General features: G+C 68.9%; 12 protein-coding genes. 9 read left to right on the top strand and 3 right to left on the bottom strand.

Annotation, left to right across the window (positions count from 1 at the left end; all coding sequences use genetic code 11):
* The first annotated feature begins 214 nt into the window (after positions 1-214).
* Both ASF16_RS18480 and ASF16_RS18475 read left to right on the top strand, forming a co-directional pair.
* Positions 215-832 carry an alpha/beta fold hydrolase gene (locus tag ASF16_RS18480; protein WP_235507430.1) on the top strand — a complete coding sequence of 206 codons (618 nt, stop codon included), beginning with the start codon at positions 215-217 and terminating at the stop codon, positions 830-832.
* Positions 833-901: 69 nt separating this feature from the next.
* Positions 902-1,708 (top strand): TOBE domain-containing protein, encoded by an 807-nt coding sequence (locus ASF16_RS18475; RefSeq protein ID WP_056170548.1) that lies wholly within the window; start codon positions 902-904, stop codon positions 1,706-1,708.
* A gap of 175 nt (positions 1,709-1,883) precedes the next feature.
* On the opposite strand, the gene ASF16_RS18470 is transcribed toward ASF16_RS18475, so the two are convergent.
* Positions 1,884-3,035: a helix-turn-helix domain-containing protein gene (locus ASF16_RS18470; RefSeq protein WP_056170545.1), complete on the bottom strand. Its 1,152-nt coding sequence runs from the start codon at positions 3,033-3,035 to the stop codon at positions 1,884-1,886.
* 225 nt (positions 3,036-3,260) lie between these two features.
* Between ASF16_RS18470 and ASF16_RS18465 the strand changes: the two genes are divergently transcribed.
* The 7 genes from ASF16_RS18465 to ASF16_RS18435 all read left to right on the top strand — a co-directional run bounded on the left by ASF16_RS18465 (position 3,261) and on the right by ASF16_RS18435 (position 11,544).
* Positions 3,261-3,731, top strand: a complete 471-nt coding sequence (locus tag ASF16_RS18465) for a (2Fe-2S)-binding protein (RefSeq protein ID WP_056170543.1) — start codon at positions 3,261-3,263, stop codon at positions 3,729-3,731.
* 21 nt (positions 3,732-3,752) lie between these two features.
* Positions 3,753-6,140: a xanthine dehydrogenase family protein molybdopterin-binding subunit gene (locus ASF16_RS18460; protein ID WP_056170540.1), complete on the top strand. Its 2,388-nt coding sequence runs from the start codon at positions 3,753-3,755 to the stop codon at positions 6,138-6,140.
* A gap of 11 nt (positions 6,141-6,151) precedes the next feature.
* Entirely contained in the window at positions 6,152-6,943 is a 792-nt protein-coding gene (locus ASF16_RS18455) for a xanthine dehydrogenase family protein subunit M (RefSeq protein ID WP_056170539.1), read from the top strand.
* Between the two features lie 120 nt (positions 6,944-7,063).
* Positions 7,064-7,996, top strand: coding sequence for a MoxR family ATPase (locus ASF16_RS18450; protein ID WP_056170536.1), 933 nt, complete (start codon positions 7,064-7,066; stop codon positions 7,994-7,996).
* Positions 7,997-8,140: 144 nt separating this feature from the next.
* Positions 8,141-9,355, top strand: a complete 1,215-nt coding sequence (locus tag ASF16_RS18445; RefSeq protein WP_056170533.1) for a VWA domain-containing protein — start codon at positions 8,141-8,143, stop codon at positions 9,353-9,355.
* A gap of 180 nt (positions 9,356-9,535) precedes the next feature.
* Positions 9,536-10,282 carry a CoxG family protein gene (locus tag ASF16_RS18440; protein ID WP_056170530.1) on the top strand — a complete coding sequence of 249 codons (747 nt, stop codon included), beginning with the start codon at positions 9,536-9,538 and terminating at the stop codon, positions 10,280-10,282.
* A gap of 167 nt (positions 10,283-10,449) precedes the next feature.
* Positions 10,450-11,544 carry an XdhC family protein gene (locus tag ASF16_RS18435; protein ID WP_056170527.1) on the top strand — a complete coding sequence of 365 codons (1,095 nt, stop codon included), beginning with the start codon at positions 10,450-10,452 and terminating at the stop codon, positions 11,542-11,544.
* Positions 11,545-11,562: 18 nt separating this feature from the next.
* Here ASF16_RS18435 and ASF16_RS18430 read toward each other — a convergent pair whose 3' ends face one another.
* Positions 11,563-12,252: a glutathione S-transferase family protein gene (locus ASF16_RS18430; RefSeq protein ID WP_056170809.1), complete on the bottom strand. Its 690-nt coding sequence runs from the start codon at positions 12,250-12,252 to the stop codon at positions 11,563-11,565.
* Positions 12,253-12,492: 240 nt separating this feature from the next.
* Entirely contained in the window at positions 12,493-12,663 is a 171-nt protein-coding gene (locus ASF16_RS26580) for a hypothetical protein (protein WP_200926930.1), read from the bottom strand.
* Positions 12,664-12,743: the final 80 nt, after the last annotated feature.

The raw sequence follows: 12,743 nt of genomic DNA, 5'->3' as shown, positions 1-12,743 counted from the left end.
ATAGCGCGAGTATATGCAGATCGCTGCGGTGTGCTGGTGGGGCCAGGCGACCCGGTGGCGCCGGTCAAGCCGATGGCGGCACATCATCTCCCCCGGCCGCTGTCGGCTGCGTTGTATGCTTTGGCGGATGCAAGAGCAAGAATTTCAGGCGCTGTGCAACGGCAGGGCGCTGCATGGAACGGTTTTTCAACGCACTTCGCCACAACCCCCGCGCATGCTGGCCCTGCACGGCGGCGGGCGCTCGTCGCGCCAGGGTTACAGGCCTCTGCTGACCTACCTGGCGGACCAAGGTCAATCTGCGGCGGCGTTCGATTTTGCGGGCCAGGGCGATAGCCCGGGACTGATGTCCGACTCCAGCCTGAACGACCGCGCGGCACAGGCACTGGCGGTGGTGGAGCGGCTGGGCCTGCAGCCGCCGGTGTCGCTCATCGCCAGCAGCATGGGCGGCCACATCGCGTGCAGCCTCATCCCGCGCCTGATGCCTGCGGCCATCGTGCTGTTCTGCCCGGCCGCGTACGAGGCCGCGGCGCAGCCGGTGGCTTTCGGGCCGGCATTCCAGCAGGTCATTCGCGCCACCACCGCCTTTGCGGCGTCGCCTGCATTCAGCGCGCTGGAACAATTCGAAGGCCGGCTGCTGATGGTGCTGGGCGAGCTCGACGCGGTGATCCCCCGGGAGGTCGAGCACGAATACATCACCCGGGCCACACGGGCGCGCGGCGTCGAGGTGATCCGTCTGGCCGGGGCAGGCCACCATCTGCATGCCTGGCTGCAGGACCACCCCGTGGAACGTGAGCGTGTGTTTGCCCGCGTCCTCGCCACGCTGCGCGGCTAGCGTGGTGCGACACTGCTGCCTCGTTGCAACAGCTTGGCTGCACTGCCCGGCCATCATCCTGAATCTTCCATGCCCTCATCGCTGTCCATTTCGTCCGCACTGACCCACGCCCTGACCGACAAGCGCATCGACATCCTGCGGCAGATCGGTGACACCGGCTCCATCTCGCAGGCGGCGCGCGTGGTGGGGGTGAGCTACAAGGCGGCGTGGCAGGCGGTGGACACGCTCACCAACCTGGCCGGTGCGGCGCTGGTGGTGCGGGCGGTGGGTGGTGCCGGCGGCGGGGGCGCGCGGCTGACCGAGGCGGGGCAGCAGTTGCTGGCGGCTGCGGATGCGATGACCCAGGCGCGGGGCGCCGTGCTCTCGCGCTGGCAGGCCACGCCGCATGCGGGGCCCGCGCTGGCGAGGCTGGCGGTGCGCACCAGCATGCGCAACCAGTGGCCCTGCGTGGTGCAGCGGCTGGAGGTGCTGGGGCAGATCGTGCGCGTGCACCTGGTGCTCGAGGCCGAGCTGGGCGATCTCGCGGGTGCGACGGTGCTCGCATCGCGCATCACCCGCGAGAGTGCGGAGCTGCTGGGCCTGCAGCCGGGGCTGGTGGTGCAGGCGCTGTGCAAAGCCACTGCGGTGCGGGTGGAGCGCAGGGCGGGTTCGCGCACCCATGCTGGCGCGCAGAGCGCTGCCACGGGCAGCTTTCGCCTGCCGGCCAAGGCCGTGCGCGTGGTGCGCGGCGAGTCGGGCGATGAGGTATCGGCCGAGTTGGCCGCGGGCGTGCAGATGGTGGGCTTTGCCGCGGCGGGCAGCGGACTGCGCGCAGGCAGCCAGGTGGAGCTGATCGTGGACGACAACGCGGTGGTGCTGGCGCTGGCGGAAGTCTGAAGGCGCCGCGGTCCGCCGTCCCCGTCGTGCGGCGCAGTCCACGCAGATGCTATGTATTTGATAGCTGGTGGCGCTTGTCTACCCAGCGGCAGGCCACTTTTTTATTCAAGAAATTTGCGTCCCTGCGGGCGTGGTCCCACCGCGCATGCCCACCGCGTGTGCCCGCCGCCTGCGCTCAATGCCCTTTGGGCACCCCCAGCTTGCGGTACACCGTGGCGCGGCTGATGCCCAGGGCGCGTGCAGCCTCGGCCACGTTGCCGCGCGCGTCCTGCACGGCCCGGCGGATGAGGGCGGTCTCGGCCTCGCGCAGCGGGGCGGGCGATGTGGCAATCGGCGCCATGGCCGCATGGCCTGCAGTCCAGCCGCTGCCGGGCGCAGCCTGGTGCGGGGCCTGGGCCAGGCCGGACAGCCGCAGGCCCGACCACAGCGGCAGGTCCAGCGGCGCGGGCGTGCCGCGCGAGCGGGCGGCATCGAAGAGCTGGGGCCAGGGCAGCGCCATCAGGTCGCTGCAGTGCCGCAGGCTGCCGGGCGGGCACAGCGGCAGGGGCAGCAGTTGCCGGGCCATGCTGTTGCAGCCCAGCACGTAGCCGTCGCCGTCCAGCACCAGCAGCCCGTCGGCTTCGCTGCCCAGCGTGCTGCCGGGCCAGTTCACGCGCAGCAGCAGGGCGTGGGGCAGTTGCAGCAGCAGCGCGTCTTCCATGGCGCGGGCGGACCGGGCCACCAGGTGGCGCAGTTCGGGGCGCTCGGGCACATCCACGCCGGTCAGGTCCAGCATGCCGATGCACTGCCCGTCGGGGCCGAAGAGCGGCGCGCCCGCGCAGCTGTAGCTGCCGTTGTCGTCGAAGAAATGCTCGCCCCGGTGCAGCCACACCGGCTGCAGCTCGGACAGCGCCGCGCCGATGGCGGTGGTGCCCACTGCGGCTTCCGACAGGTCGATGCCCACGCGGCCGATGGCGCTGGCGCGCGGGTCGTGGCGGTCGCACGGGCCCTGCACGTCCACCACGATGCCCTGTGCATTGGTCAGGATGGCGAAGTACCGCATGCCGGCAATCGCGCGGGTGAGCTGGTCCAGCACCGGGCGCGCCGCGCGCAGCAGGGCGTGGCTTTGCTCGCGGCTGCGGCGCTGGGCGGGCGCGCTCACCATGTCGAAGGCCACGCGCTGCGCGGGCTGCAGGCCCCGGTCCAGGCAGCGCTGCCACGACCGCGTGATCCACGGCTCCACCGCGGTGCGCGTGGTCAGCGCGCCCTCGTCCAGCAGTGCGCGGCGCGCCTGGGCGATCAGGGCGTGGCGGTCCTCGGCGGGTGATGGCGGTGCGGTGGCGAGCATCGGTATCCCGGGTGGATGGCGGGTGGCGGCGCTGCAGCAGGGGCGGCCGCAGCGGCGTGCCCCGCATGATGCTCCGGTGTGCGGCGCAACATGTTTCATTTTGAGAATTTCCGGCGCGCGCTGCCGGAAATTCAGGGTTCTCCCTAGGGATGGGGCCGGGGGGCGGGCAGAAGATGCAGCGGCTTAGGACAGGTTCACAGCCAAACTCTTCTAGGAGACAGCCAGATGCAAGTCCAGTTCACGGTCAACGGGCGCGCGGCCCGTGTTGACGTTCCACCCAACACCCTGCTGGTCCATGCGCTGCGAGAGCACCTGCTGCTCACCGGCACCCACGTGGGCTGCGACACCAGCCAGTGCGGCGCGTGCACGGTGCACGTCAACGGCCGCGCGGTCAAATCGTGCGCCATGCTGGCCGTGCAGGCCCAGGGCGCCGATGTGCAGACCATCGAGGGCCTGGCCGCGCCGGACGGCACCATGCACCCCATGCAGGCGGCCTTCAAGGAATGCCACGGCCTGCAGTGCGGCTTCTGCACCCCGGGCATGGTGATGAGCGCGGTGGACCTGTGCAACAGCCACCCGCACGCGAACGAAGGCGAGATCCGCGAGCTGCTCGAAGGCAACATCTGCCGCTGCACGGGTTACCAGAACATCGTGCGCGCTGTGCAGGTCGGCCAAAAAGCCATGGCCTCGGCATAACGGAAAACAAGGAGACAGACCATGGGTGCATCCGACTTCTCCAAGCTGCCGCACATCGGCGAATCGCTCCGGCGCAAAGAGGACTACCGCTTCCTCACCGGCGCGGGCCAGTACACCGACGACGTGGTGCTGGCTGCGCAAAGCCATGCGGTGTTCGTGCGCTCGCCGCATGCGCACGCGCGCATCAACAGCATCAACACCACCGCCGCCAAGGCCGCGCCGGGCGTGCTGGGCATCTTTGTGGGCACCGATGTGGCGGCCGACAACATCAACGGCCTGCCCTGCGGCTGGCTCATCACCAGCACTGATGGGCAACCGATGAAGGAGCCACCGCACCCCATCCTGGCGCAGGGCAAGGTGCGCTACGTGGGCGACCACGTGGCCGTGGTGGTGGCCCTCACGCAGCAGCAGGCGCGCGACGCGGCTGAGTTGGTGGAGGTGGACTACGACGTACTGCCCGCGGTGGTCAGCGTGGCCGATGCAGCGGCGGGCACGGTGGCCGGCGCAGGCCTGCACGACGCGGCGCCGGACAACCACTGCTACAAGTGGGCCATCGGCGACAAGGGCGCGGTGGATGCGGCCTTTGCCAACGCGGCGCATGTGACGCAGCTCGATCTGGTCAACAACCGGCTGATCCCCAACGCCATGGAGCCGCGCACGGCCATCGGCAGCTACAGCCGCGCCAACGACGAGTACACGCTGTACGTGAGCAACCAGAACCCGCACGTCGAACGGCTGCTCATGACGGCCTTCGTGATGGGCCTGCCCGAGCACAAGGTGCGCGTGATCGCGCCCGACGTGGGCGGCGGCTTCGGCTCCAAGATATTCTTGTATGCCGAGGACGTGTGCCTGACCTGGGCGGCCAAGAAGCTCAACCGCAACATCAAGTGGGTGGCCGACCGCAGCGAGTCCTTCGTGTCGGATGCGCATGGCCGCGACCATGTGAGCCATGCCGAGATGGCGATGGACAAGGATGGCAAGTTTCTGGCCATGCGCGTGCACACCGATGCCAACATGGGCGCCTACCTCAGCACCTTTGCCAGTGCGGTGCCCACCATCCTGTACGCCACGCTGCTGGCGGGCCAGTACACCACGCCGCAGATCTATGTCGAGGTGGACGCGTGGTTCACCAACACCGCGCCGGTCGATGCCTACCGCGGCGCGGGCCGGCCCGAGGCCACCTACCTGCTCGAGCGCCTGGTCTCGCGCTGCGGCTGGGAAATGAACCTGCCACAGGACGAGATCCGCAAGCGCAACTTCATCACCAGCTGGCCCTACCAGACGCCGGTGGCGCTGCAGTACGACGTGGGCGACTACCACGCGTGCATGACGCAGGCGCAGCAGCTGGCCGATGTGGCGGGCTTTGCGGCGCGCAAGGCGGCCAGCGAGGCCAAGGGCCTGAAACGCGGCATCGGCTACAGCAGCTACATCGAGGCCTGCGGCATCGCACCGTCCAACATCGCAGGCGCCCTGGGTGCGCGCGCGGGCCTGTTCGAATGCGGCGAGGTGCGCGTGCACCCCACCGGCAGCGTGACGGTGTTCACCGGCTCGCACAGCCACGGCCAGGGGCACGAAACCACCTTTGCGCAGGTGGTGGCCGCGCGCCTGGGTATCCCGGTGGAGAACGTGGACATCGTGCACGGCGACACGGGCCGCGTGCCGTTCGGCATGGGCACCTACGGGTCGCGCTCCATCAGCGTGGGCGGCGCGGCCATCATGAAGGCGCTGGACAAGATTGAGGCCAAGGCCAAGAAGATCGCGGCGCATTTGATGGAGGCGAGCGACGCCGACATCGACTTCAGCGGCGGCGAGTTCACCGTGCGCGGCACGGACAAAAAGATCCCGTTCGGCCAGGTGGCGCTCACGGCCTATGTGCCGCACAACTACCCGCTCGACAAGCTCGAACCCGGGCTCAACGAAACGGCGTTCTACGACCCGACCAACTTCACCTTCCCCGCAGGCACCTACATCTGCGAGGTCGAGGTAGACCCCGCCACCGGCAGCACGCGGGTGGACAAGTTCACCGCGGTGGACGACTTCGGCACCATCATCAACCCGATGATCGTGGAGGGCCAGGTGCACGGCGGCCTGGTGCAGGGTATCGGCCAGGCGCTGATGGAAAACTGCGTGTACGACCGCGAGACGGGCCAACTGCTGACGGGCAGCTTCATGGACTACGCCATGCCGCGCGCTGATGACTTCCCCGAGTTCAAGCTGGGCCATGTATGCACGCCCTGCACGCACAACCCGCTGGGCACCAAGGGCTGCGGCGAGGCGGGGGCGATCGGGTCGCCGCCCGCGGTGATCAACGCTCTGCTGGATGCGCTGCACCCACTGGGCGTGAAGGAGTTCGACATGCCCGCATCGCCGCACCGCGTGTGGGAAGCCATTCAAAAAGCCAAGGCCTGAGGAAATACACCATGTACGCCTTCACCTTTGAAAACCCATCGTCCACCGCAGCCGCCGCGCAGCTCATCGCCCAGGGCGGCAAGCTGCTGGCGGGCGGGCAGAGCCTGTTGCCGTCGATGCGCCTGCGGCTGGCCAATCCCGGGAAGATCGTCGACCTGAACAACATCGCCGAGCTGGCCGGCATCCGCCGCGAGGGCAACGCGCTGGTCATCGGTGCCATGACGCGCCACATGGACGTGGCGAACAGCGCAGAGGTTAAAAGCGCCATCCCGGCGCTCGCCGACCTGGCCGCCCACATCGGCGACCGGCAGGTGCGCGCGCGCGGCACGCTGGGCGGGTCCGTGGCCAACAACGACCCCGCGGCCTGCTACCCCAGCGCGGTGCTGGGCCTGGGGGCGACCGTCATCACGAACCAGCGCGAGGTCGCAGCCGATGATTTCTTCGTCGGCATGTACACCACCGCGCTGGAGGAGGGCGAGATCATCACCGCCATCCGCTTTCCGATTCCGAAGCGCGCGGTGTACCTCAAGTTCAAGCAGGCCGCGTCGCGCTTTTCGCTGGTGGGCGTGTTCGTAGCGCAGACGGACAGCGGCGTGCGCGTGGCCATCACCGGCGCGGCCAGCAGCGTGTTCCGGCATGCGGGGCTGGAGGCAGCGCTCAACCAGAGCTTCACGCCCGCATCGGCCGCTGGCGTGAAGATCGACGCGAGCGACCTGAACAGCGACATCCACGCGAGCGCCGCCTACCGCGCCAACCTGATCAGCGTGCAGACGCAACGTGCCGTGGCCCAGTTGGTGGGATAAGCGAGGAGGGGAGTTGGGTGACCCACCACGGGGCCGAGTGTTCTGTGGTGGGCAGGTATTGGATAAGAATGGCCGCTACCGCTGGTTAGGCAAGCGCTAGAAGCTATCAATTAAATAGCAATGAATCCACAAATCCCTCACGTTGCACACCACCCGGCGTCCGCCTCCGTGGACGGGCTGCTGCAGGCCCTGCAGGGCGTGGGCTACTTTGCCGACCGGCGCCTCGCCACGTCGGTGTTCCTGGCCCTGCAACTGCAGCGCCCCCTGCTGCTGGAGGGCGAGCCCGGCGTGGGCAAGACCGCGCTGGCCCGGGCCCTGAGCGCGGTGCTCTCTCGCAGCCTGATCCGCCTGCAGTGCTACGACGGGCTGGAGCAGCGCGAGGCACTGTACGAGTGGAACTATGCCGCCCAGCTGCTGCACATGCGCCTGGCGGAAGGCAAGGCCAACGCCGACATGGCGCAGGTCGAGCGCGAGGTCTACCAGGACCGCTACCTCATCCGCCGCCCCCTGCTGCAGGCCCTGCAGGCCCCCGCGCCCGGCGCTGTTTTGCTCATTGACGAAGTGGACCGCGCCGACGAGCCCTTCGAGGCCTTCCTGCTCGAATACCTGGGCGAGTACCAGGTCAGCATCCCCGAAATCGGCACGGTGCGCGCCAGCGCCACGCCCGTCACCTTGCTCACCAGCAACCGCACGCGCGATTTGCACGACGCCGTCAAGCGCCGCTGCCTGTACCACTGGCTGGACTACCCCGACCGCGACCGCGAACTGGCCATCGTGCGCGCACAGGTGCCGGGCGCCAGTGCGGCGCTGGCGCAGCAGGTCGCAGACTTCGTGGGCCGGCTGCGCAGCCAGCCCTTCGCCAACGCCTTCCAGCGCGCGCCCGGCATTGCCGAAAGCGTGGAATGGGCCAAGGCGCTGGTGGCGCTGGACACCATCGTGGTGGACCCCGAAGTGGTGTCCGACACGGCCGGCATTTTGTTCAAGCAGCGCGAGGACGTGGCGGCGCTGACGAGCGACATGGCGGTGCAGCTGTTGCAGCCTGCCGACGCGTGATGCCAAGCGGCCTTCCAAAATACGCAGCCGTTCACGCTGAGCTTGTCCAAGCGCTGCGCGAGGCTTCGACAGGCTCAGCCCGAACGGCCTGGAATGATCGAATGCGTATCCGTCACCTGTGTGGGAACCTGTGAGGGTGCGACCATGGCGGGAGGCACACCCATCTCTCAACTCGGCGACGCTCGCACCGGCAAGCTGGCCGACAACCTCACCGGCTTTGGCCGCACCCTGCGCCGCGCCGGGGTGCCGGTGGATGCCGCCCGCATGGCGCTGGCGCAGCAGGCCGTGATGCTGGTGGGCGTGGAGCGCGCCGACTTTGGCGCCGCGCTGGAGTCGGTGCTGATCAGCCGCGAGCAGGACCGCCTGGTGTTCCGCGAGCTGTTCGACGCCTACTTCAAGAACCCGAACATTGCGCAGAAGCTGCTCGCCCAGATGCTGCCCAGCGCCGAGACCAAGGCCGAGCCCGCCAAGCGCCGTCCGCGCGTGAGCGAGGCCCTGGCGCCGGTGCACGCCGCGCGCAACGCCCCGCCGGTGCGGGAGGACGAAAAAATCGACCTTGACGCCGCCATGACCGCCAGCGACCGGCAGCGCCTGCACCATGCGGACTTCCACCAGCTGTCGGCCAGCGAATACCTGCTGGTGGAACGCCTGGCCCGGGACATCGCACTGCCCTTGCCGCACTACGCGGCCCGCCGCACCCGCCCCGGCGTGCGCGGCAGCCGCCCGCACTGGCCCGGCGCCATGCAGCAGGCCGCGCGCACCGGCGGCGAGCTGCTGACCCTGCCGCGCCTGCAGCGCCGCCAGCAGCCGCTGCCCTTGCTGGTGCTGGTGGACGTGTCGGGCTCCATGGAGCGCTACGCGCGGCTGCTGCTGGCCTTTTTGCACGCGGCCACCGCACCGCGCCATGCAGGGCCCGGTCTGCGGCGCGACGTGTTCGCGTTCGGCACGGGCTTGACCGACCTCACGCCTGCGTTCCGGCTGGCCGACACCGACGCCATGCTGGAGGTGGCCGGCCAGGCGATTGCCGACTTTGCCGGCGGCACGCGCATGGGCGACAGCCTGGCCGCGCTGCGCCTGCAGCACGCGCGGCGCCTGGTGGGGCGGCGCACGCTGGTGCTGCTCATCACCGACGGCCTGGACACCGGCGCGCCCGAATTGCTGGAGCGCGAGCTGGGCTGGCTGCGCCGCCACAGCGGCCGCCTGCTGTGGCTCAACCCCTTGCTGCGCTTTGGCGGCTATGCGCCCACCGCGCGGGGCGCGGCGGCGCTGCACCGCCAGGCGCACGGCATGCTGGCGGTGCACAACCTCGCGCGGCTGCAGGACCTGGCGGTCAGCCTGGCGGCGCTGCTGCGGCAGTGAGGACTTGGAGCGGACGCGGAGGCGGTGGTGGTTGCCGACGAATGCCATCACCACCGTTCATGCTGGGCCCGTCGAAGCGCGGTGCAGTGCTTCGACAGGCTCAGCACGAACGGTGAAGGGGCTGCGCTGTATCGAATGCAATGGATTTCTGAGACTTGTGAACACTGAGAGGACCCCACCATGGAAATGCAAGCCAGCCGTACCCTTGCCGTGAGCCAGCAGCAGGCTTGGGACGCACTCAACGACCCCGAGGTGCTCAAGCTGTGCATCCCCGGCTGCGAGAAGGTTGAGCCCACCGCCGAGCACCAGTACACCGTGGCCATGGCGCTCAAGATCGGGCCGGTGTCGGCCAAGTTCGCAGGCAAGATCACGCTGTCCGACATCGTGCCGCCCGAGAGCTACACCATCGCCTTCGACGGATCGGGCGGCGTGGCCGGTTTCGGCAAGGGCAGCGCCCGCGTGTCGCTGGTGCCGTTGCCGGCTGACGCCGCAGGGCAGGACAGCTGCGAGCTGCACTACACCGTGCAGGCCACGGTGGGCGGCAAGATCGCGCAGCTGGGCCAGCGGCTGATCGATGGCGCGGCCAAGTCGATGGCCGAGGATTTCTTCAAGCGCTTTGACAACGAGATGCAGCGCCGCCACCCGCGCGCTGTGGCGGACGACGCAGCGGGTGCAGCCGTGCCGCCCGAAGAGCCCGAGCCTGCGGTGGCGGCCCTGGCAGCGGCGACTGGGATGCAGGCAGGCAGCGGGCCCGGTGCGCCCACTGCCGCCGCCATCGTGTCTGCAGCCTCAGGGGCGACTGCCGCCGCAGAGCACAGCGCATTGGCCGCCACAGCGGGTGATGACAATCCCCCCAGCGGCATACCGGTTTGGGTGTGGGCGGTCGGCGCAGGCGCGCTGGTGCTGTTAGCGTGGTGGCTGAATTGACGCCCCCCTGAGTCGCTTCGCGCCTTCCCCCCTGAGGGGGACGCCTCCGGTGGACCGGCGAAGCCGGATCCACGGTGGCGCTGGCGGGGGCGCCGTGCTGATTTGGGGCGCAGCGGGCGTGGTGGATGGCGGTGCAAGACCGTTGAAATGAACTAGCGAAGAAGCAAATGGAAAACCTGGATGTGATGGTGCTGCGCACGCTGCAGGGCTGGCGGGCTGCGGGGCGGCGGGCGCTGCTGGCCACCGTGGTGCGTACCTGGGGATCGTCGCCGCGCCCGGTGGGCTCGATCATGGCGCTGTGCGAAGACGGGGCGGTGGTGGGGTCGGTGTCGGGCGGGTGCATAGAGGACGATTTGATCGACCGCCACACGCGGGCCTATGCGCAGGTGGCCGCCGCAGCCAGTGCGGCCGGTGCAGGCGATGCGGCGGTGGACCGCAGCATCCCGAGCGGCCCGCCCGCCTTCGTGAAGTACGGCATCACGGCGGACGAGGCGCACCGCTTCGGCCTGCCCTGCGGTGGCACGCTGGAGCTGTTGCTGGAGTACGACCCCGACCCGGCCGGCCTGGCCGCGCTGATCCAAGCGCTGGAGGCCGGCCGCCTCATGCAGCGCAGCGTGCGCCTGGCTGATGGCGTGGTCACGCTGCAAGCGGCTGCTGCGCCGCAGGACCTGGTGCTGGACGCGCAGCAGCTCACCAACACCTTCGGCCCCGAATACCGCATGCTGCTCATCGGCGCGGGGCAGCTGGCCGAGTACCTGGCCACCATGGCGCTGTTCAACGGCTTCGCGGTCACGGTGTGCGACCCGCGCGAGGAATACCGCGGCAGCTGGAACGTGCCCGCCGCCACGGTGGTGAGCGACATGCCGGACGACGTGGTGGTCGCCTTCAAGCCCGACCGGCGCAGCTGCGTGGTGGCGCTCACCCACGACCCCAAGCTCGATGACCTGGCGCTGCTGGAGGCGCTGAACACCGAGGCGTTCTACGTGGGCGGCATCGGCTCGCGCCGCAACAACGAGGCGCGCCGCGCGCGGATGATGGAGCACTTCGACCAGACCGCCGAGAGCCTGGCACGCCTGCGCGGGCCTATCGGCATCTACATCGGCAGCAAGACCCCGCCCGAGATCGCGGTGAGCGTGATGGCCGAGATATTGGCGGTGAAGAACGGCGTGGCCCTGCCGCGCGACGTGGAGGTGGCGCAGGCCAAGAACGAGCGGGAGCTGGCGCACAACGACCCCGGTGCGCTGGTGTGCGGCCTGGGCTGACCCGAGCCAGCCGCCCGTTTAGGCCCCCATGACCACCGGCCCGCCCTTGGCGATGCCACGCTGGTACGCGGGACGCGCTTCCATGCGGCGCTTGTAGGCCTGCAGGTTCGGGCAACTGGCGGCCTTGCTGGCGCGGGAGAGTGCGGCCTCGACTGCAAAGCTCATCTGAAAGTCGGCCATGCTCAGGTGCTCGCCCGCGAACCAGGTGTTCTGGCCCAGGTGCTGCTCCATGAAGTCGAGCGCGGTGTTCACGTTGGGGTCGATCGCCTTGTCCTGCACCTTGCCGCACAGCGCTTTGGCGATGGGCTTGACGAAGAACGGCATGGGCTGGGTGGGGATGGTCATGAACACCAGCTTCATCACCAGCCAGTTCATGAGCGAGCCTTCGGCGTAGTGCATCCAGAACCGGCACTGGCGGTAGGCGGGCGTGCCGCGCGCAGGCTGCAGGTAGGCCAGGTCGCCGCCGGCCTGGGCGCCGTAGGTTTCCACCAGGTATTCGACGATGGCGCCGGACTCTGCGATCACCTCGTCGCCATCGGTGATGACGGGGGACTTGCCCAGGGGGTGGATCTTTTTGAGCTCGGGCGGGGCCAGCTTGGTGGCCTTGTCACGCTGGTAGATTTTGAGCTCGTAGGGCAGGCCCAGTTCTTCCAGGAGCCACAGGATGCGCTGAGAGCGCGAGGTTTCGAGATGGTGCACGGTGATCATGGCGTGCATCTTAGAGCGGTTGACAAAACTCTTCTGGCGTCGTTGCCACGTCTTGTCGTACTGCGTGTACTGCCTGCGAAGTGGCGCCTGGCCAGAACCGCTTCGCTGAATATTGTTATCCGCTCCGGGCCGTGGCAACTGGGTGAGCGTGCCATTGCAGCCGGAGCAGATTGCAGACACAAAAAAGCCCTCGCGAGGAGGGCATTCTTTGGCGCGGGGCGCAGGCCCCAGCGGCAGATATCAACCGCCCTTGTGGGTGCGCTTGCCAGGGTTCTTCTTGCTGCGGGTGGAGACGCCACGCTCCAGGCTGTTGCGCTGGCCGCGGCCAGGGGTGGCCAGCGAGTAGCCAGGCAGGGGCTGGGGACGGGGGGTACGCTTGCGGTCTGCTTCGGTAACGATCTTGTTGCCCATGGTGGTTCTCTGTCGAAGTGGAAAAAAGAGTGATTTTAGGCTACGCGCCGCCTGTGGGCTTTTTCAGTGCGTAACCTGCG

Origin of the sequence: Acidovorax sp. Leaf78 (assembly GCF_001422735.1) — a bacterium.
In the GTDB taxonomy this organism is placed as follows: Bacteria; Pseudomonadota; Gammaproteobacteria; order Burkholderiales; family Burkholderiaceae_C; genus Acidovorax.
The sequence above is the reverse complement of the archived record's forward strand: the minus strand, read 5'-3'. Positions and strand labels throughout refer to the sequence as shown.